Consider the following 19,832-nt stretch of genomic DNA (forward strand, 5'->3'; position numbering starts at 1 on the left):
AGCGGGCGGTGCTGTACGAAACATTCTGTTTCGCGCAGCACCGCCCGCTTTTTAATGCTCTAGTTCGCGGCTATTTCGGTTCTAGAAGATACGGCGCGCAACCTTGTCAAAGAGACGGTCGGGCAGCACGGTATGCAGGAACACGGAGGGCTTAGCACCGAAACCTACCAGGTAGCGGGTCTTGGGGCGGCGCGCCTCCAGGGCTCGCAGAATGGTCCTAGAGATTACTTTGGGCTCTGAGAGGTTGGAGGATGGCGAGTAGAGCCTACGCATATTTGCCGCAACACGCTGCGCCTGCTCAGCGTAGACACCGTTTCGGGAGGATTCCTCCAGGTGGTCTGCCGCGATGAGTCCCCAGGGGGTCTTAATGCCGCCGGGCTCGATAATGACCACGTCAATGCCGAACTCTTCAACTTCCATGCGCAGAGCATCGCTGAACGCCTCGAGGGCGTACTTGGTGGCGTGGTACCAGGCTCCCAGGGGCATGGTAATGCGCCCCGCCATCGAGGAGATGTTCAGGATGCGCCCGCGACCCTGTGCGCGCATATGCGGCAGCACCAGCTGGGTGAGGCGTGCCAGGCCGAAAAGGTTCACCTCGAACTGGCGGCGCGCCTCGTCGATGGGGACATCTTCAATAGCGCCGTAGAATCCGTAGCCAGCGTTGTTGATGAGCACGTCAATGCGGCCTTCTGCGTCAATGACCTGCTGTACGGCGGCTTCCATGGATGCCTCATCGGTAACGTCCATGCTCAGCGCTTTCACGCCCTCGGAGGCGAGCTCTTCAATCTTCTCAACGCGGCGGGCAGCACCGTAGACGGTGTAGCCGTAGCGCACCAGTAGCGGCGCCACGTCGTAGCCGATACCGGAGCTGGCGCCGGTGAGAAGAACAACGGGGCGTTGCAGTGACTTGGGCATTGCGTATCCTTTCGGGTTGCTCCCCTTTCGGGTTGTTCCCTGCAGTGGTAGCGGGCATATTAGCGGGCGGGTACTTTCAGGGTACGCTCACGCGGGGTGAACCGGCGTGCAGAAAGCTCAGGGCGTAGCCTGAGGGTATTCTCACCGGCATATGTGAGGGCAGGAAGACAGAGAAAAAGCTCGCCGCGGCATCCTGTGCAGATGCGGCGGCGAGCTAATGTTTTGAGGTCGGGGGTTTTGGGGTCAGGGGTTTAGAGGTCGGGGATTAGACCTCTTCGACGTCAATATTGACCTTGGGTTCGGGGTGCGATTCGCCGGTCAGCATGGTCACTAGCAGGGTGGAGTCCTTCACGGCGCGCAGGGAGTGCAGCAGCTTGGCGGTCACGTGAATCGGCTTGCCGGGTACCAGGGTAATATCGCGGTCCTTCACGTGGAAGATAACTTCACCCTTGAGCACCTGCACGAAGACGGGGTGGACGCTGTGGTGCTCGTGCCAAGACTGGCCTGCAGCCAGTTCCATGAGGGTCAGGTTGCCGCCGTCGGCATCAACGATCTTGCGGGCCTGGGGCTTATCTTCAAAGGGGGTCAGCGCTTCGGTGAGCTGGGGGAATACGAGGACGCGGCCTTCATGGGTACCTGCCATGGTACGCACCTTTCTCTTCAGGGGTGAGTGAAAGGGGGCACACACCCCCTCTCTAATATTGGTATTAAAAATACTAAATTTCTTATATTGTATTCCCCTCCCCGCACCCGGACAATATCTCAGCTCACATCAAGCTGAAACATCCCGCGCAGAGAGGGGAACAATACTTACTGGTAGCTCCACACCTTCGAATAGGCGGAGCGATTACTATTACGCGGACGCAACAGGTTCACCATCAACGCCGTCGTACCAAAGCTCACCGCAATAATCATGCAGGTCGCCGCGGTAAACGCACCACCGGGAATCGGCGCAAAAATCGCAATCAGATACAGGATGACCGCGCAGAACGACAGGAACAGCGTCGCAATCGTCATCAACGGCACCAGCACCAAACCGCCACGCGCCGGCACCGCAAAATCTGCCGGACGCACATAACGCAACACGCCCATACCCACGACCGTCCAGATGGCGGTGACCAGAATAGCGGTCACCACATCCGCCGGGCGGTGCCAACCGTTAATAATCGTGGAGGCACCCGTCAGGCAGGTCGCCACCGCCGCGCAGAGAGCCACCGTGGGCCGCAAGAAACGAGGCGCCGCTAGGAAGAGCGCCGCGCCAGCCGCCGCCGCGAAGGTCGTGTGGCCACTGGGCGCCGAGTTGCTCAGCGCCTCCTGAACACCCAGGTCGGGCTTCACAATCAGGTAGTGCTTGAGCAGATATGTACTCGTCACCGCCGCAGCCCCAACTAGCACGCCAATCAGCGAGGGCAGGAACCGGTGCTTCCAAATCAGCACCGCAATCAGACCCAGCACCGCAATCACGCCGACAATCGTGGGCAAAGAATCCAGCGCAGTCAGGGTCGGACCGCGGTAACTCTTGAACTGATGCGCATACTCGGTGTACGCCTGCTCATCAACCTGCTGGCCGGTCGCCGTGTAAATGAAGAACACAAACGCACCGTAGAGAGACAGACCCAAGAACAGCAACGCCATCACGTGACGCATCAAAATACCGGTACTCGGAAGATGGTGCCCCTGCTCTTCGCCGGGACGATTCACCGGGCGGCCCGAAGCATCCACGGGAACCTGACCGGTCTGAACATACGCACCGTTCGGGTAGGCGGCGGCAGGATACGCCTCAGGAGGATAAGCCACCGGCTGCGGAGGCATCGCACGCGTGGGAAGCGGTTGCTGGGCGCCCATTGGGGAGGCACCCATTTGGGGGGTACCCATCTGATTATTCAGCGGGAAACCGCTCACCGAAGGCTTCGGCGGATCCAGACGGCGCGTAGCCTGCATCGGTTCATCCGCGCTGTAGTTCCCCTGAGAGGCGCGTTCCTGCGGCGAGGGAATCGTCTCAGGAATCTTAATGGGGGCACGGTAAACGCGCGGCAAAGGACGGGTCGCACCAATAACCTCTGAGGTGTCGGGGTGCGAAGAAATAACTTCGGTATTCGCCGATTCAGCGTTCGCGGAACCGGTATTCATGGAACCTGCAGGCGCAGTTTTGTTAGCCGGCGAGGAACCGTAATCCGTCAAAACTTTCGTGCGGTCATCACTGTGCGCAGTAGCAGGGGTAGCCGTCTCGTGGGAGGCGAGCACCTGGGTAGCGTCCTGATAATCAGAAAGCACCGCAGTCGGGTCCTGATAATCGGAGAGAACCGCAGTCTCATCAGAGGAAAACACCGTAGTGGGCGCGTTATCGGCAGCGGCTGCACGCACGTCATCGGGGTGAAGCACACTGGTAGCGTCGAGGTTTTCGGAGCTCTCCCAACCGGAGTTTCCCGAACCTGATGTATTCGCTTGCGGTGTCTTCTTCATAACCCTTCGTACCTTCTCGCCCTCATGTCTGTTAGCCATACCCGAGCCCGCCGATGCCAGCCCCTCAAAACAGTAGCCCCCAAGCTGCCGTTTTATGCGAAGCACCGTCCGAGTTCTCGGGCGAATAACTACCTACTATCCCAGGTTAAGCTATGAAAAACTAAAGTTTTTTCGACCACAACCTGAGAGTTTCCAGAGAATGCGTGACAGGGTGCGAGCGCACCCACCCGCCCCCGGAATGTTATGGTGAGCTCATAGCGCATCACAGAAGGGCAGATACCTTGAACACCAGTATGAGCGTGCCGCCTCTCGGCTACGGTTTTCACCTCACGAACACTCCCCTGCCGCCGCTACAGGAGGTTCTGGAGAACCTGTTCACGGTCGAAATTCCGATGACGGTCACCTTCCGTGGGGTCAATAGCCGCCAGAGCGCGCTGATTTGCGGCCCGTACGGCTGGGGCGAGTTCGCGCCCTTCCTCGAGTACGGTCCGCAGGAGTCTGCGGCGTGGCTTGCCTGCGCGCTGGAGGCGGCGTGGCTGCCCACCCCGGAGCCGGTGCGTACGCGCATCCCGCTGAACGCGACCCTGCCAGCAGTACCGGCGGAGCGTGTTCCGCAGGTGCTCGCCAAGTACGAGGGCGAGATTCAGGAACTCAAAATCAAGGTGGCTGAGAAGGGTCAGAGCCTCGCCGACGATATTGCGCGTGTGGCGGCGGCACGAAATGCCCTCCCAAATGCTCGTCTGAAGGTGGACGCGAACATGGGCTACACCCTCGGCGGTGCCCTTGAGTCGCTGCGCAAGCTCTGCGAGTACGGCATTATTTACGCCGAGCAGCCGGTGGCATCCATTGAGGACATGGCTGCGCTCCGCTTTGCCATTGCCAAGGAGGGGCTGCCCGCCCGCATTGCCGCCGACGAGTCGATTCGTAAGGCGGAAGACCCGCTGAAGGTGGCTCGCGCGAACGCCGCGGACCTCATGGTTATTAAGGCGGCGCCGCTGGGCGGTGTACGCCGTGCGCTCGCGCTGGTGGAGCAGGCGCAGCTTCCGGCGGTGGTGTCTTCTGCGCTGGAGTCTTCGGTGGGCATTGCCACCGGTGCCTCCCTGGCGGCCTCCCTACCGACCTTGAGGTACGGGTGCGGTCTGGGCACGGTCTCCCTCATGGCTGAGGACGTCACCGACGAGCCGCTCATCGCCCGCGACGGGTTCATGGACCTGCGCACCATCACCCCCAGCCCGCAGCGCCTGGAGCGTCTTGCCACCGATGAGCAGACCCGCCAGTGGTGGGTGGAACGAGTTACCGCCTGCTACCGCGTTCTGGAACGCACCGCTGATCTGTAACGGCTAGTGCCGTAATGATGAGGTCGTGAAGGGTAACCATAACTGAAGGAAAATGCCCTCGGCATTAGAATGGTACGGTGACTGAAAACCGCTCAACCCCCGCCATGCTCACCGCAGTATCCGTGCTCGATTCGCTGATTCGTGCCGGTATGCGGCATGTTGTCGTGTCTCCGGGATCCCGCAGCGCACCTCTTGCGTACGCTATTGCCGCCGCCGCTGAAGCCGGCGCCCTGATTGCGCACGTGCGTGTGGACGAGCGAAGTGCAGCCTTCACCGCCCTGGGTATTGCGAAGGCGTCCGGTCAGCCGGTGGGTCTGGTGTGCACCTCCGGTACGGCTCTGGGCGAGTACATGCCCGCTGTCATGGAGGCGTACCACGCCGGCGTGCCCCTGGCGGTGCTGAGCGCTGACCGCCCGGAGCGTCTGCGCGGTAGCGGCGTGAATCAGACGACCCGCCAGGCGAGTTTCTTCCATCCTTTTGTGCGTGCTGAAGCTGATTTGACCTCCTACCCCGAGCAGGTGGAGGGTGAGCAGACTCAGGCTTTTGCCGCCTGCCTGAATGCGCTGACCGGTCGTAGTGCCGAGCATTGGCGCAAGCAGTCGACGGAGCCGATTGGCCCGGTGCACCTGAACATTTGTTTTGATACGCCGCTGACCCCCTCTGGCCGTTTTGCGCAGATGCTGCCGCAGTGGGCGCAGAGCCTGCTGGAAGATTACGACCCGCAGGCTGAGGGTCGCGCCCGCGCCGCCCGCGCCGAGGGTTCCGGGCTCTCCAGCGCCGAGCAGCGTTGGCTTCTGGATTCTTTGGAGGCGCAGGCGGACCTTGCGGAGTTCACCCCGGCGCACCGTACCGTGGTGGTTGCCGCTGACGGTGCCGGCGAGTTTGCGGCGGAGTTCGCGCGCGTGCTGAACCTGCCGCTGTTTGCGGAGCCTTCCTCCGAGGCGCGCCACGGCGCAACCTCCATTCCTCACTACCCGCAGCTGCTCGCTGATGGTTCGTTCGCCCCCGCCGCGCAGATTGAGCGTGTGGTGCTCTTCGGCCACCCGACGCTTTCGCGCCCGATTACCGCACTGCTGGAACGCGAAGATATTCAGTGCGCGTTCTACGCCCCGCGCCGCGCCAGCTGGTACGAGCCGGGCGCTCGCTCCTTCGTGGAGCTGTCAACCCCGCACGAGCTCGCCGAGTTTGCGTGCGCATCCTCTGCTGCCGCTGATGAGCTGGTGGACGAGCTGAGCTGGCTAGAGCAGTGGGTTGAGCCCGCCCGCGAGCTGCAGGATGAGTGCCTGCGCGCCATTGCCGCCTACGAACATCCCGGTGCTGAGAGCACGGTTGACTACACCGATTACCGCAACCGCACCGCTGGCCGCTCCTACGCCCGCCGCGTCTGGCAGGATGCGGTGGCTCAGCGCCGCCTCATGGTGCTGGGTTCTTCAAACCTGGTGCGTGATTTGGATGCGGCAGCCCCCGCCCTGGGCGAGCCCGCCCCCGCGCGCGTGTTTGCTAATCGCGGTCTTGCCGGTATTGACGGCACGATTGCGACCGCTATTGGTGTGTCCCTGTCGGGCTACTACCCCGCCGGCGTGGATGAGAACTCCCGCCCGGTCGTTGGTGGTGCCGCCCTGCCGGTGACCCTGCTGTGCGGCGACCTGACCTTCCAGCACGATGTTTCCTCACTGAACCTGCCGAATACTGAGCTTCTGCCCGAACTGCGCGTTGAGGTCTTTGACGATGCCGGCGGCGGTATTTTCACGACCCTTGAACACGGTGATATGGCTCGTCAGGCGCAGTTCACCGCCGCGGTAGACCGCTTCTTCACGGTGGCTGCCGCACCGAACACTGACCTGGCACGCATGGCCGCCGGTTTCGGCACCGAATCCGGCATTGAGGTGCGCATTCACACACCCTAAAGCCGCGCGTAAAGGCGGCAGGCTAAGCCCCGTGCGCAGGGTTGACCGATATACTAAAAACTACCTGTGCCGTAGCCTTCCGTGGCTAAAAGTTAGCCGGTCGTAGCGGTTTCACTCGCCGTTACCTTCGCGTTTTCCTGCGCACCTGCTGACTCAAGGCACCCTATCTATCATTGATCAACATTCACGCTCTCACCGCTAACGCATACCGCGCTCGACCAGGGGTTTTACCCCGGTGAGTCCGGTGCATGCGGCGGGCGTTGCTCCCAAGGATTCTCATGAGCTCACTCGATATTATTGTTGCTGTCCCCTCCGGAGCCGGTTGGGTTCCTGTACACGCCATGGCGGAGCTTCTCGCCCGCTACACCGGCGGTACCGTACACACCGTGGATGTGGGCGCATCCCTCAGCAAGGAAACGAAGCTTCTGGCGCGTCTGCCCCGCCTCAAGGGCGGTTCCAATCGTTGCCTGGTGATTGCTTCTGATCCCGGTCAGCTGTACGCCATTTCGCAGCGTTCCTTCGCGTTCCGCCGCTACGGCGCTATCTACGGCTGGGTGATTGATAGCTTCTGGGATGACCGTATTCCTGCGGTTGCTAAGTCCTCCACCTACGACCGCATTTTCGTTGCGGACGTTGACGATGTTCAGCCCTGGACTACCGCGGGCGTGAAGACCCCCGGCGTTCTGCCCTGGGGTGCGGATGTGTGGAGCAAGTTCAGCGACCGTCTGGCGGCGTTGGAGTCGAAGAGCACAGACCTGCTGCGCGTGGGCCGTCAGCCCGCCGCCTACGAAGATGACGAGGCGACCGCCGCCCTCGCCGGCGAGCTGGGTCTGAGCTTTGAGGGCCGCCCACCCTTCGGCGCAAATGACCGCGAGTCGGCTCAGCACCTGCAGGATTCTCTGAACCGCGCGAAGTTCCTGCTGGCGTTCTCTACTTCGGTCAGCCCGGCACCCTACACTCACCCGACCAAGGAGTACATCACCGGTCGTTGGACCGATGCGTTGGCTTCGGGCGTGACCGTGGTCGGCAAGGTTCCGAACACGACCACCGTACGCGAGATTCTCTGGGACGGCGCGACCATCGACATTGACCACGCGGATGCTCGTGCGGGCCTCGCGCAGGTTGCCGAGGCTGCCTCCCGCTGGACTCCGGCACAGGGTGAGCAGCAGATTCGTCAGGCGCTGCAGCGCCTGGATTGGCGTCACCGTTTCGTTCAGCTGTGCGAGGCAATGGGTGAGGTCCCTGCCTCCCTGAAGGCTGATTGCGAGGCAATGCGCGCCCAGTACGTTCAGCACTAAAAACGTCACCTCGCTGAAGACATGCAGATGAAGACATGTAGCAGCTGAGGGTATATAAAAGGTGAGGGCTGGTTTCTATCACAGAAACCAGCCCTCACCTGTATTTATACCCCATGAGGCATATTGCATACGGGGTTTAGTACGATGCCTGACCCAGAGTAATCGGACCCGTGAAACCACTGGTATCCGGGTGCTCCGAATCGAGGTACGCCGCCACCGGTGCGTTCTCCAGCTGAGCCAATCGATCCAGCAGGAAGCGAGTCGCACCCGGCGCATACGGCAGCTTATACATTGCCGCGGTAGTTGCTTCATCCTCACGGTCCAGAGTGGAGGAACGAATCGACTCAATAGCGGTCACCATGGTGTTACGCTCACGCTCCACAAAGGTGCGGTCCACCGGCTCACCATTACCGGGCACAAACACACGGTAGCGATCAAATTCGAGCACGGCACCGAGAGTATCAATCCAGCGATCCGGGAAGGAATCCTCGAAGTAGGGGTCGGTACCCTCTTCAATCAGACCGCCCATGAAGAGCACATCTTCAATGCCGACCAGAATGTCACCGTCGGTGTGGCCGGGACCCATGTACATGAGGGTTGCGCTACGCTCACCCAGGTCAATGGGGGTGAAGGTAATACCGTCACCGCTATTGGCGACCAGGCGGTTGGGAACAATAATATTGGTGGCTGCACCCTGGTGGTGTGCCATTTCCGGTTCGAGCGTCTCGACGTAGGGACGCTGCGCCTCACCGTATTTACGAATTGCACGCGCGGCGCGAGGATGCGCCCAGAATTCTTCGGCACCCATTGCCGCGAAAACATCGTTACCGAAGAAACGCTCATAGTGACCGTGAGTGTTTACGACGGTGATAGGAAGGCGCGTGAGACGGCGAACCTCATCATAGATTTCGGTTGCCTGACGGGGACCTGCGCCGGTATCCACGACAAGTGCCCGTTCCAGTCCGAGGACCAGTCCGGTGTTCAGTCGATAGTTGTCGGTCGCAATACGGTACACGCCGTCTGCGAGTTCAATAGTACGAGCCATAGATACAACCCTACTGTAATTTTTGGCGACTGAGGGGCTATTCGGGCTTCTGGAGAACATATTTTTGCACTATTGCACGCTTCTAAGGGGATGAAAGTGCATCATTCTGCATAATTCAGCCTCTACGGACAGCTGATACGTGATGCTTGACAACCTCTGCAGATTGATTAGTCGGGTAGCGCATTCTCCCAGCTAGTCCAGCTCTGATTAGGCTCTGAGCAAGAACCAGAAATTCGCGCCCTATAGGATAGGAGTATGACTTCTTCCTCTAGCCCTTCCTCTGCTCAGCCTGTAACTCAGCCGTTCCCCAGCGGCACCGGACGCTACGCCCCCTCCCCCTCGGGTGATTTGCACCTGGGTAATTTGCGTACCGCCATTTTGGCATGGGCTATGGCGCGCCGCGGCGGCAAGCCCTTCTACCTGCGCGTGGAGGATTTGGATCGCGTGCGCCCGGGCGCGGCGGAACGCCAGATTGCTGACTTGGCGACTCTGGGCCTGGATTGGGATGCGAGCCCCGGCACCTCGACGGAGCGTATTGAGGGTAGCGAAAGCACCGAGGGCAAGGAGGCAGGGGTGCTGTATCAGAGCACGCGCCTTGCCGCCTATGAGCAGGCGGTTCAGCACCTACGAGAGGCGGGCCTCGTGTACGAGTGTTACTGCACCCGCCGCGAAATTCAGGAGGCGTCGAGCGCCCCGCACGGTGCACCGGGCGCCTACCCGGGTACTTGCCGCGACCTAAGCGAGGACCAGCGGGAGGAGCGCCGCACCCAGCGTCCGCCGGCTCTGCGTCTGCGTGCCGAGTGCACGAACTACACGGTACAGGATGATTTTTACGGCACCTACACCGGCCTGGTGGATGATTTTGTGCTGGTGCGCAATGACGGCACCTACGCCTATAACCTAACCTCCGTGGTGGACGATGCCTTCGTGGGGGTTGAGCAGATTGTGCGCGGTGACGATCTGCTCCCTTCGGCGCCTCGCCAGTCGTATTTGGCGCAGCTTTTGGGTTTGGCACAGCCACGTTACGCTCACGTGCCGCTGGCGCTCAACGAGGAGGGTAAGCGCTTGGCGAAGCGTGATGGTGCGGTGACCCTGCCGCAGCTGCGTGAGGCGGGCGTTGAAATCCCGACGATTTTGGGGTGGATTGCCGCCTCCATTCCGGTGTATAACGTTGATGGTTCTGCCCATTCGGCGGATGTTCCGGTGCCCAATGCGGCGGCGATTTTGGAGCGTTTTGACCCGGCTCGTATGGCTTCTGAGCCGTGGGTCGTGAGGGACCTCTAAACCTCTGTGACATTGTTTTGTAACAGTTCAACACTCCGAACGGCTTTTAAATTTTTCGTTTAATTCGTTTTAGATGCATATGCCATTGAGCGTTTGCGTTGCTTTTCAACTACATATCTTTCACTCAAGTGCCCGAAACCCTGAAATTCAGGGATTTTTCGGGCACTTTTTCACACATACTCCCACAGCACCCCACCTGTACGACCATAAAGTTTACACAGCAAATACATATTTATTCCACAGACTCAAACTCTTTAACGTCAAATAGACTTTATTTTCAGCCTTTCAGAACCTAGACTGTATCCTATGCCACTCATAAAGTTATGGGGTAGCGCATAAATACACACAGGCGCACACTATCACCAGGAGAGAAGGAACATTATGGCCGCGAGTACATACCAGGTCATCGCGCTGGCGATTTATTTTGTTGCCATGATCGCGATCGGCCTATGGGCAAATAGCAAAAACAACAGTCTTGACGACTATGTGCTGGGCGGGCGACAGCTCTCCCCCACCGTCGCCGCTCTCTCAGCAGGCGCCTCCGATATGTCCGGCTGGCTCCTCATGGGCCTGCCCGGCGCCGTCTACCTCAGTGGCCTCTCCCAGGCTTGGCTCGCCGTCGGCCTGACCATCGGCGCGTGGTGCAACTGGAAGTTCGTGGCGCCGCGTCTGCGTAGCTACACCGAAGTAGCAGGCGACTCCGTGACCGTCCCTGTCTTCCTGAGCAACCGCCTCAAGGACACCAAGCGCGTGCTGCGCATCGTCTCCGGTGTCGTGATTCTGGTGTTCTTCACCTTCTACGTCTCCTCCGGCATGGTGTCCGGCGGCCTGTTCTTCAAGTCCTCATTCGGCCAGGAATACCACACCGGCATGCTCCTGCTGGCAGGCATCACCGTGTTCTACACGCTCTTCGGCGGCTTCATGGGCGCATCCTACACCGACATGGTTCAGGGTCTGCTCATGCTCGCAGCGCTGATCGCCGTTCCGGTCATCACCATCATTGACCTCGGCGGCGTGGGCCCCGTGGTTGAGTCCATCAGCCAGGTACGCCCCGACGCACTGAGCATCTTCGCGGGTACCACCTTCGCCGGTATTGTTTCATCCCTCGCATGGGGTCTGGGCTACTTCGGTCAGCCGCACATTATTGTGCGATTCATGGCAATGCGCACCCCCGCTGACGCCAAGTCCGGCCGCCGCATCGGCATCAGCTGGATGGTCCTGACCGTGTTCGGCGCACTGAGCGGCGCGTTCATGGGTATCGCATACTTTGCACGCCACCCCGAGGCGTCCCTCACCAACCCGGAAACCGCTGAGTCGGTCTTCCTGGACCTCGCCCAGATTCTGTTCCACCCCCTCATTGCGGGCCTAATTCTGGCTGCGGTTCTGGCGGCAATTATGTCCACCCTCTCCTCGCAGCTGATTGTGTGCTCCTCCGCTCTGGTGGAGGACCTCTACGGCATCTTCTCCTCGAAGAAGCTCAGCGCCGGCAAGTCCCTGTGGCTCGGCCGTGCAGGCGTGGCAATCGTGGCGCTGGTCGCCGGTGCCCTGGCATGGAACCCCAACAGCTCCATTCTGCAGCTGGTCGCATTCGCTTGGGCTGGCTTCGGTTCGGCATTCGGCCCGACCGTTCTGCTCTCCCTCTACTGGCGTAAGCTGACCACCCAGGGTGCACTGGCCTCCATGATTACCGGCGCCGTTGTGGCATTCGCATGGGGCCAGAGCCCCATGAAGTCTGTGCTCTACGAAATGGTTCCCGGCTTCGCTTCGGCGCTGCTTGTCGCCATCGTGGTTTCGCTCATGACCTACAAGAAGAACGACGCCATTGACGAAGAGTTCGACCGCGCGGTTGAGCTCGCCAAGGTCAAGTAAAGAGTCTCTTCCCCAAGGCTCGGGCCGCACACACGCGGTCCGAGCCTTGGTCTGTTTATAGGGTCTTAACCTGCCAAGATACAGGTATGAGCGCAAGGACAGAGGCCCTTCCCGCGCATCATATTCTGTTATTGGAATATTATGCCGAGCGTGCTTCGTTCCCCGGCCTCGACGAGCCGCACCGCGGGCACCGTAAAATAGGGTCTATGACTGCACAACTTCCCGAAAAGATCTCGGACATCTTCAACCCCGCCGACTGGCGCGTCGTTGAGGGCTTCGAGGACTTCACCGACATCACCTACCACCGCCAGGTTGAGCGCGACGAAAACGGTGAGATTCTGCGCGATCTGCCTACCGTGCGCATCGCCTTCGACCGCCCCGAGGTGCGCAACGCATTCCGCCCGCACACCGTGGACGAGCTCTACCGCGCCCTCGACCACGCCCGCATGACCTCTAACGTGGGCACCGTACTGCTCACCGGCAACGGCCCCTCCCCCAAGGACGGTGGCTGGGCATTCTGCTCCGGCGGCGACCAGCGCATCCGCGGTCGCGACGGCTACCACTACGCCAGCGGCGACACCGCAGAAAGCATCGACCCGGCACGCGCAGGCCGACTGCACATCCTGGAAGTGCAGCGCCTCATCCGCACCATGCCCAAGGTCGTTATCGCCCTCGTCTCCGGCTGGGCTGCAGGCGGCGGCCACTCCCTGCACGTAGTTGCTGACCTGACCATCGCCTCCGAAGAGTACGGCAAGTTCAAGCAGACCGACGCAACCGTCGGCTCCTTCGACGCAGGCTACGGTTCGGCGCTGCTCGCACGCCAGGTGGGTCAGAAGTTCGCCCGCGAAATCTTCTTCCTCGCCAAGGAATACGACGCACAGCGCATGTACGAAATGGGCGCAGTCAACGACGTCGTTCCCCACGCAGAGCTCGAGAACAAGGGCCTGGAATACGCGGCGCACATTGCTCGCCAGTCCCCGCAGGCAATCCGCATGCTCAAGTACGCCTTCAACCTGCCCGACGACGGCATGCTCGGCCAGCAGGTCTTCGCTGGTGAGGCAACCCGCATGGCATACATGACCGACGAGGCTGTGGAGGGCCGCGACGCGTTCTTGCAGAAGCGTGACCCGGACTGGTCCAACTACCCCTACTACTTCTAAGAGACAGCCCCTTCTACAGAAGTAGTTTCAGATGCATAGGCTCGGAGCCGGATTCAACCCTGAGAACCTCAGCTAAGAATCCGGCTCCGGCGCATTTGATGCCGCCCCTCTCTTTTTCCCCGCCCCGGCATATGACACCGGCGCATAACAGCACGCAGCCGCTACCAACAGCCGCTAAGGATTTAGCCATGATGAACACCCCCGTACCCGGGCTCATGCCCTCCCCCGCCCCGCAGGAGGCTGCCCTGCACCCGCAGGCGGTACAGGTGCGCGCCGACCAGCCCGCCGACCCGCACACCATGCTGGGCGCCTTTGAGCAGCTACTGGGCAGGTACGCGGCGGATGCTGGTGCGGGCGCGGCTGCGGAGCCTATTGCCCTGGTGGTGGGCACCTCCGGATCCACCGGAACCCCCAAACGCACCGCACTGACCGTAGGCGCCCTTGCCGCCAGCGCGGTAGCCACCGAGCGCTTCTTCGGCTCAAACTCCGATGCAGCATCGCAGTGGCTCCTGGCTCTTCCGGCGCACTATATTGCCGGCGCGCAGGTGCTCGCCCGCTCCGTACTCGCCGGTACCGCCCCGGTCATCGCCCGCTCCGTCATTGAGCCCGTGCACTTTAGCCCCGAGGTTTTTCTGCAGGCGGTTGAGCGAATGAGCTCGGCACGCCGGTTTATCTCCCTGGTGCCCACCCAGCTACATAAGCTCCTTGAAAGCGCGGACACTGACCCGTCCCTGGGTACCGAGATTCACGAGGCGCTTGGCTCCTTCACCGGAATCCTGCTCGGAGGCGCCCCCGCCAGCGCCGACCTGCTCGCTGCCGCCACCGCCCTGGGGCTGAACACGGTGACCACCTACGGTAGTGCCGAAACCGCCGGTGGATGCGTCTACTCCGGCTCTGTTCTGCCCGGCGCGCGGGTGGAGCTCGTACCCGAAGAAGGTATGCCCGCCGTGCCGGATACCGGTGGGAAGCCGGCGCAGGTGGGTCGTATTTGGATCAGCGGCGAGCACCTTGCCAGCGGCTACATTGGCGATGCCGCCCGCACCGCCGAGCACTTCTTCACCGCCGCCAACGGCACCCGCTGGTACCGCACCGACGACTACGGTCTCATGGACTCTGCCAATAGCTCTGCGACCAGTAGCTTCAGCAGTGTTGAGCCGCACCTGCAGGTGCTCGGTCGTAGCGACGACGTGCTCATCAGCGGAGGCGTAAAAATCTCCGCCCGCGCCGTGGCAACCGTCCTCGAAGAGCACCCCGCCGTACGCGAAGCCTGCGTACTCGGCCTACCCGATGCACGCTGGGGCACCGCCATTGCCGCCGCGGTCACGCTGGTACCCTCTGCCGGTGCCGCGACTGCGCCTACCGAGAATAGCCCCACCCTGAACGAAGAACTCTGCGCCCTGCTACGTGCCCGCTGCGCCGAAAAGCTCGGTGCCCCCGCCGCACCCAAGCAGCTGAGCATCCTGCCGGATTTCCCGCTCACCAGCACCGGCAAGCCGGACCGCGCAGAAATATACAGTATCCTGGACAGAGACTATCGTCAGGGCTAAAGCAGGCTCCTCCGCGGGTTTTCACCCCGTACACGCAGCCGCCCGCATGCCCTGACCGTCATCATCACAACCCGTCACGCACAACACCCACGCATCATACGTATTTAGACCCGGAAGGAACCCCCGTGGCAACTGCCGCCCAATGGATTGAAGGCGCTCGCCTGCGCACCCTGCCGCTCGCCGTCGCCCCCATTATTGCCGGCTCAGCTGCCGCCTACGAGGTCAACGAGTTCAAGCCGCTCTACGCGTTCTTGGCGTTCCTCGTCGCGTTCTTCCTGCAGGTCGGCGTGAACTATGCCAACGACTACTCCGACGGCATCAAAGGCACCGACGAAGACCGTGTGGGTCCGCTGCGCCTCGTCGGTTCCGGCGTGGCAAGCCCCCGCTCCGTCAAGTACGCCGCCTTCGCCTGCTTCGGTCTAGCGATGCTTGCCGGTCTTGCCCTGGTGGCTCTGGCGAACCAGTGGTGGTTCCTGGCGATTGGCGCCTCCAGCGTCTTCGCGGCGTGGGGCTACACCGGCGGCAAGCACCCCTACGGCTACATGGGCCTGGGCGATGTGTTCGTCTTCGTCTACTTCGGTCTGGTTGCGACCCTGGGCACCCTCTACACGCAGGCGCACACCCTAACCCTGCTCGGCTGGGTTGGCGCTATCGGCATCGGTCTGATTTCCTGTGCGCTACTCATGGCGAATAACGTACGTGACATTCCCACCGACATTGAGGCGGGCAAGCTGACCATGGCGGTCCGCCTGGGCGAGCGCTGGTCGCGCATCACCTACATCGTGGAGATGGCGCTGGCCCTGGGTCTGGGCGTGCTCCTGCTCGATGAGAACCCCTGGTTCCTGCTGATCTTCCTGCTGGTCGGCCCGACCATTCACTCCTGCGTGACCGTGTGGACGCGCGGCGGCCGCGAGCTGATTCCCGTGCTCAAGCAGGCGGGTATTGTGGCGCTCGTGTACTCCATGATTCTTGCCCTCGCCGTATGGCTCGGTTCGCTGGATATTATTAGCCACGAGGTTCAGGTGTTCACCGGATACTAAGCCGACGTACGAATCTGCGCCGGGTTACCGCGCCGTTAAGCCGCTAGCGGGCACCCGGTTCATAGTTCCGCAATAACGCGGCGGTATGTCATAGTAGTGCTTATGATTCGAGCCATGCTGATTATTGGCGGCGCCGCCCTCATCGTGGGGCTGACCCTCTACACCCTCTTGGACGCCGTCCGCACCCCCGCACACGAGGCGCGAACCCTGCCCAAGTGGTTGTGGGTTCTCGTCACCCTACTCTTCCCCGTGGTGGGCCCCATCATGTGGCTCATCCTGGGCCGCCCCAAGGAACAGCTAGCAGCACAGCCCGCAGCAGGCGCTCCTCGCCCCGGCTTCAGTCAGCGACGCAACACCCCGGCGCCCTCGGTGTCTTCCCCCGACGACGATGAAGAGTACCTGCGCTGGCTCAAAGCAAAAGCAGAACGCGAACGCCGCAGCCGCGAGGCAGAATCGAACAACAAGCAGGATTCTGATCTTAAGGATCCTGACGACGGCACCCCGACTCAGGGTAACGGGCATAACTAGTCAGGACAGCTAGACTTGCAGCTCGTGCGCCCCTCAGGGTGTACAGAAAGAGGCTGTGAGCACATCCGTAACGGATGGGTTCACAGCCTCTTTCTATGCTCAAAACAGCTTGGGGAACTAGCTACCGGGTTTGTTAGCTGCCGGGCAGCTGAATCACGCCACCGTACAGCGGCGCGGCAGGCTCCGAATACTCCACAAAACGCGGCATCTCATGCTCAAAATCAGTGGTGCTAAACGCCAGAGTCGTAATCGACGCCAGGTTGCACTCACGAGCGCGCGGGTCATGCTGCAGCATGCGGCCCTCAACTCCCAGGCGAGTAGTCCAAATCGGCAGCTGGTGCGACACAATAATCGCCTCCGCGCCCTCGCCGCCGTGCTCATAGGCGGTACGCGCCGCATCCTGAACAGCCGCCGCCATACGGCGAATCTGGTCCAGGTACGACTCACCCCAGGAGGGGCGCGCCGGGTTGTACAGCTTCATCCAGTGACGCGGGTTCCTCAGCAGCTCCTGCGCGTTCACGTGCAGACCCTCAAAGTAGTTATCCGCCTCAATGACGCGCTCATCCGGCTGCGCGGTCAGGCCCAGCAGTTCCTCAACCGGGGCGGCAGACTCACGGGTACGCTGCAACGGCGAGCAGACCAGATGCACGAAACGGGCACCGCGCTCAGCACGAGCCGCGAACTCCTCAGCGCTCAGACGCACCATCTGCTGGCCCTTATCGGACAGACGGTAGCCGGGCAGACGGCCGTACACGATACGCTCGGGGTTGTGCACCTCGCCGTGACGCATGAGGTGAACTTTAATGGTGGAAGTTTCAGTCATAATCTCAGTCTCTCAGATAGCGCGCCGCACCCCAAACAGGTGACCCGCATATACCCTCTACAAATACAAAACACGGCATAAAACCCAGCCCGCAAAACTGCAGAAACGCAAAAACCCCGCCTCTCCATACGGAAGGCGGGGCAAAAGAAGCCTATTTACTTCTTGTTGCGGCGCTGGTGGCGGGTCTTACGAAGCAGCTTGCGGTGCTTCTTCTTGGACATACGCTTGCGGCGCTTCTTGATAACGGAACCCATAGGATTTCCTCACTTTACTCGTACCCGGCCGAGCCATTCGACTCGGTAGCTACCCGGGGATATTTATACCGGTATAACCGATCCAAAACGCATTTTAGGCACAGAAATACCCTTGCGTTTTAGAGCGCTACCTACCTAGAGTACTAGGTTTACCCCCATTTTCACCATTCGAGAGCGGCTTTTCAGGAGTTTTCCCCTGAATTTCCGCTTTTCCCGCAGGCTTATCGAGGATATCTCGGGGCGAAAACAGGGATTCGGCAGCCCTAACGGCGCTTCTTCTTCGACTTCTTCGAGCCCTTAGCGCGGCCATGAGACAATACCGAACCGGAAGAAGCTACAGCACCCTCAGAAGTGCTCTCCTCAGTCTGGAAGTCGGTCTCAACCGGCTCCTCAGCCGATTCCTGCGCGGGGTCCTCAGCGGGTTCTTCAACCGGCTCTTCTACAGAAGCCTTCTCAGCAGAGCTTTCCGCTGCGGATTCTTCCTCCGCTGCCGCGTGCAACGCCTTCAAACGCTCAGCGCGCTCAGCCTCGGCACGAGCCAGCGCCTCCTCGTCAATGACGGGCTGCTCGGGCTGGGGCTCAGGCTTCGTTTCAGCCTTCGCAGCCTGCTCCTTCACAGCTTGCTCCTTCTTAGCGCTCTCCTGGGCTTCATCGTGCTCAGGCTCGTACACATCCACACCAAAGAAACGCTTCATCTTCGAGAAGATACCGCGGCGCTCCTGAACCGGCTCCTCATGCGGAAGCTTCTCATAGGTGTCGTGGATGGTCGCAGCCGCCTCAAGACGAGTAGGCTCAGCAGGCTGAACGGCGGGCGCCTCCTGGCGCGCCGGAGCACGCAGAACCTTCTCAGAAGACTCAGCCTCCGCGGGCGCCGCAGCAGTCACGACAGCCGCAGAACGCGCGGTACGGGCAGGCGCAGTCAGCACCTTGCTACGATCCACCGGCTTAATAATGGTCGCACGCACCGGAGAAATAATCTGACCGCTACGACGACGCGGAGCCGCCGTAGAAGCACGCAGAACCTTCGCGGGACCCTCAGCCTCTTCCTGCGCGTACGCGGCAGGGAGGCTCGGCAGCTGACCGCTGGGAGTCTGCGAGGCGGGCGCCTGGGAGGCGGGCGCCTGGACACCAGATACCGGAGCCGCAGAAGCGGCCGGGACGGTGCTACGGCGCGGGGTGCCGAAGCTCAGCGGCACATCCGGGCTCACCGAATGAGCGGCAGGCTGTGCGGTGGCTACGGAAGCCGCAGCAGGTGCGGGCTGAGACGCAGCGGGAATCGTACGTTCTGCCTTGTCAGAAGCAGAAATATCCGCACCAGTTGTAGTATCAGCAGAGGTATCAGTCGGCCCGAAGGAAATCTCAGACCCCGCCTCATCACCGTGGGCAACCTCGGGTTCAGACTGCGCAGACACCGCAGCAGAAACCGGAGCAGGAACCTGAGTCGGCTCATCCGGCGCCGCAACAGGAGCATCCGCGGCAGGAAGTGCCCCCACATCGGCGAAGGACGGGTCATCCTGCATCAAATCATCAAAGTCATCAGCGGCAAACTCATCCACATCAACCGGCGCAAATTCAGAAGCAATCGGCTCACCCGGCAGACCGTTCGCAGAGGTCGCCTCCTGCTCCAAATCAATACCGGCATCGGAATACATGCCGCGCAGCTGACCAATCACCATGGCACGCGCAGTCGCAGCGTCGCCGGCCTTCAGCGCCTCCGCAATAGCGCGGCTCTCAGCACGCAGACGCTCAACAGCGCTACTCCACAGCGGCATACGACCCACCAGAGACAGCATCGACTCAAAGCTCGGCTGACGCACCGACGCGAGCAGACCCACCAGCAACTCATTACCACCGCAACGCATCACCTGGTGGTGGAACGTCAGCAGAAGCTCCAGGAAATCACGAATCGACAGGTCGAAGTCTTCCATCTGCGCCAGGACCTCGTCCATCTCCGCGAAAGATGCCGTCTTCGGGTCAATACGCGCAATCGCCCAGCTCTCCAGCAGAATACGGGTCTGCACCAGGTCACGAGTCGGGTAACGCGAGCTGGACATGTGCAGGCGCAGAGCGGCACTCGCAGCAGCGGCAGGCTCATCGCTCAGGTGCACCAGAATCTCCTTGCCGCGACCGTTGTACAGTTGCACCAGGTCCATATCTTCCAGGGTGCGCAGAGCCTCGCGGGTACGGGAACGACTCACACCAATAGCGCGCGCAATTTCGCTATCGTTGGGCAGGTCCTGACCCAGCTGAATGTTGCCCTCGAACAATTCGTTCTCGAGCCAGCGCAGAATTTTACGATGAATAGCCACGTGAATGCGTCTTTCGGTCAATAAGGTGAGTGAGAGTGTGTGTGCTTTATACA

16 protein-coding genes are annotated in these 19,832 nt (G+C 61.1%); 9 read left to right on the forward strand and 7 right to left on the reverse strand.

The window, feature by feature from the left end; all coding sequences use genetic code 11:
• Window positions 1–81: 81 nt before the first annotated feature.
• The 3 genes from HMPREF2879_RS04365 to HMPREF2879_RS04375 form a co-directional block, all read right to left on the reverse strand.
• Window positions 82–915, reverse strand: coding sequence for an oxidoreductase (locus tag HMPREF2879_RS04365; protein WP_070604049.1), 834 nt, complete (start codon window positions 913–915; stop codon window positions 82–84).
• Between the two features lie 265 nt (window positions 916–1,180).
• Window positions 1,181–1,558 (reverse strand): cupin domain-containing protein, encoded by a 378-nt coding sequence (locus HMPREF2879_RS04370; protein WP_005504776.1) that lies wholly within the window; start codon window positions 1,556–1,558, stop codon window positions 1,181–1,183.
• Between the two features lie 167 nt (window positions 1,559–1,725).
• Window positions 1,726–3,378, reverse strand: a complete 1,653-nt coding sequence (locus HMPREF2879_RS04375) for a phosphatase PAP2 family protein (RefSeq protein WP_049347102.1) — start codon at window positions 3,376–3,378, stop codon at window positions 1,726–1,728.
• Window positions 3,379–3,671: 293 nt separating this feature from the next.
• Here HMPREF2879_RS04375 and HMPREF2879_RS04380 point away from each other — a divergent pair, with 293 nt between their 5' ends.
• The 3 genes from HMPREF2879_RS04380 (at window position 3,672) to HMPREF2879_RS04390 (ending at window position 7,920) form a co-directional block, all read left to right on the forward strand.
• Window positions 3,672–4,715: an o-succinylbenzoate synthase gene (locus HMPREF2879_RS04380; RefSeq protein WP_049347103.1), complete on the forward strand. Its 1,044-nt coding sequence runs from the start codon at window positions 3,672–3,674 to the stop codon at window positions 4,713–4,715.
• A 77-nt stretch (window positions 4,716–4,792) separates the two neighbouring features.
• The gene (gene menD, locus HMPREF2879_RS04385) at window positions 4,793–6,622 is read left to right on the forward strand and encodes a 2-succinyl-5-enolpyruvyl-6-hydroxy-3-cyclohexene-1-carboxylic-acid synthase (RefSeq protein ID WP_070634889.1); all 1,830 of its coding nucleotides are present in this window, start codon (window positions 4,793–4,795) and stop codon (window positions 6,620–6,622) included.
• Between the two features lie 278 nt (window positions 6,623–6,900).
• Complete coding sequence (locus tag HMPREF2879_RS04390) at window positions 6,901–7,920, forward strand: glycosyltransferase (protein WP_070634890.1); 1,020 nt, start codon at window positions 6,901–6,903, stop codon at window positions 7,918–7,920.
• Window positions 7,921–8,056: 136 nt separating this feature from the next.
• Here HMPREF2879_RS04390 and HMPREF2879_RS04395 read toward each other — a convergent pair whose 3' ends face one another.
• Window positions 8,057–8,965, reverse strand: a complete 909-nt coding sequence (locus HMPREF2879_RS04395) for an MBL fold metallo-hydrolase (protein WP_044150153.1) — start codon at window positions 8,963–8,965, stop codon at window positions 8,057–8,059.
• A gap of 255 nt (window positions 8,966–9,220) precedes the next feature.
• Here HMPREF2879_RS04395 and gluQRS point away from each other — a divergent pair, with 255 nt between their 5' ends.
• From gluQRS to HMPREF2879_RS04425, 6 genes are all read left to right on the forward strand, one after another.
• Window positions 9,221–10,249: a tRNA glutamyl-Q(34) synthetase GluQRS gene (gene gluQRS / locus HMPREF2879_RS04400; RefSeq protein WP_070634891.1), complete on the forward strand. Its 1,029-nt coding sequence runs from the start codon at window positions 9,221–9,223 to the stop codon at window positions 10,247–10,249.
• Between the two features lie 381 nt (window positions 10,250–10,630).
• On the forward strand, window positions 10,631–12,118 hold the full coding sequence (putP, locus tag HMPREF2879_RS04405; protein WP_070634892.1) for a sodium/proline symporter PutP: 1,488 nt from the start codon (window positions 10,631–10,633) through the stop codon (window positions 12,116–12,118).
• Window positions 12,119–12,324: 206 nt separating this feature from the next.
• Complete coding sequence (locus tag HMPREF2879_RS04410) at window positions 12,325–13,278, forward strand: 1,4-dihydroxy-2-naphthoyl-CoA synthase (RefSeq protein ID WP_049341035.1); 954 nt, start codon at window positions 12,325–12,327, stop codon at window positions 13,276–13,278.
• Window positions 13,279–13,466: 188 nt separating this feature from the next.
• Window positions 13,467–14,825 carry an AMP-binding protein gene (locus tag HMPREF2879_RS04415; protein ID WP_070634893.1) on the forward strand — a complete coding sequence of 453 codons (1,359 nt, stop codon included), beginning with the start codon at window positions 13,467–13,469 and terminating at the stop codon, window positions 14,823–14,825.
• 125 nt (window positions 14,826–14,950) lie between these two features.
• Window positions 14,951–15,865, forward strand: coding sequence for a 1,4-dihydroxy-2-naphthoate polyprenyltransferase (locus HMPREF2879_RS04420; RefSeq protein ID WP_070634894.1), 915 nt, complete (start codon window positions 14,951–14,953; stop codon window positions 15,863–15,865).
• 102 nt (window positions 15,866–15,967) lie between these two features.
• Window positions 15,968–16,393: a PLD nuclease N-terminal domain-containing protein gene (locus HMPREF2879_RS04425; RefSeq protein WP_070634895.1), complete on the forward strand. Its 426-nt coding sequence runs from the start codon at window positions 15,968–15,970 to the stop codon at window positions 16,391–16,393.
• A 133-nt stretch (window positions 16,394–16,526) separates the two neighbouring features.
• On the opposite strand, the gene HMPREF2879_RS04430 is transcribed toward HMPREF2879_RS04425, so the two are convergent.
• The 3 genes from HMPREF2879_RS04430 to HMPREF2879_RS04435 form a co-directional block, all read right to left on the reverse strand.
• Window positions 16,527–17,216: a histidine phosphatase family protein gene (locus HMPREF2879_RS04430; RefSeq protein WP_012902953.1), complete on the reverse strand. Its 690-nt coding sequence runs from the start codon at window positions 17,214–17,216 to the stop codon at window positions 16,527–16,529.
• Window positions 17,217–17,371: 155 nt separating this feature from the next.
• Window positions 17,372–17,470 carry a 30S ribosomal protein bS22 gene (locus tag HMPREF2879_RS09190; protein ID WP_005504750.1) on the reverse strand — a complete coding sequence of 33 codons (99 nt, stop codon included), beginning with the start codon at window positions 17,468–17,470 and terminating at the stop codon, window positions 17,372–17,374.
• 263 nt (window positions 17,471–17,733) lie between these two features.
• Entirely contained in the window at window positions 17,734–19,779 is a 2,046-nt protein-coding gene (locus tag HMPREF2879_RS04435; RefSeq protein WP_070634896.1) for a GntR family transcriptional regulator, read from the reverse strand.
• Window positions 19,780–19,832: the final 53 nt, after the last annotated feature.

The organism is Rothia sp. HMSC069C04 (assembly GCF_001812895.1).
Lineage (GTDB): Bacteria > Actinomycetota > Actinomycetes > Actinomycetales > Micrococcaceae > Rothia.

Coding starts and splice junctions, on each gene's coding strand:
- HMPREF2879_RS04365 (WP_070604049.1), bottom strand. CDS start 915: ATGCCCAAGTCACTGCAACGCCCCGTTGTTCTTCTCACCGGCGCCAGC.
- HMPREF2879_RS04370 (WP_005504776.1), bottom strand. CDS start 1,558: ATGGCAGGTACCCATGAAGGCCGCGTCCTCGTATTCCCCCAGCTCACC.
- HMPREF2879_RS04375 (WP_049347102.1), bottom strand. CDS start 3,378: ATGAAGAAGACACCGCAAGCGAATACATCAGGTTCGGGAAACTCCGGT.
- HMPREF2879_RS04380 (WP_049347103.1), top strand. CDS start 3,672: ATGAGCGTGCCGCCTCTCGGCTACGGTTTTCACCTCACGAACACTCCC.
- HMPREF2879_RS04390 (WP_070634890.1), top strand. CDS start 6,901: ATGAGCTCACTCGATATTATTGTTGCTGTCCCCTCCGGAGCCGGTTGG.
- HMPREF2879_RS04395 (WP_044150153.1), bottom strand. CDS start 8,965: ATGGCTCGTACTATTGAACTCGCAGACGGCGTGTACCGTATTGCGACC.
- gluQRS (WP_070634891.1), top strand. CDS start 9,221: ATGACTTCTTCCTCTAGCCCTTCCTCTGCTCAGCCTGTAACTCAGCCG.
- putP (WP_070634892.1), top strand. CDS start 10,631: ATGGCCGCGAGTACATACCAGGTCATCGCGCTGGCGATTTATTTTGTT.
- HMPREF2879_RS04410 (WP_049341035.1), top strand. CDS start 12,325: ATGACTGCACAACTTCCCGAAAAGATCTCGGACATCTTCAACCCCGCC.
- HMPREF2879_RS04415 (WP_070634893.1), top strand. CDS start 13,467: ATGATGAACACCCCCGTACCCGGGCTCATGCCCTCCCCCGCCCCGCAG.
- HMPREF2879_RS04425 (WP_070634895.1), top strand. CDS start 15,968: ATGATTCGAGCCATGCTGATTATTGGCGGCGCCGCCCTCATCGTGGGG.
- HMPREF2879_RS04430 (WP_012902953.1), bottom strand. CDS start 17,216: ATGACTGAAACTTCCACCATTAAAGTTCACCTCATGCGTCACGGCGAG.
- HMPREF2879_RS09190 (WP_005504750.1), bottom strand. CDS start 17,470: ATGGGTTCCGTTATCAAGAAGCGCCGCAAGCGTATGTCCAAGAAGAAG.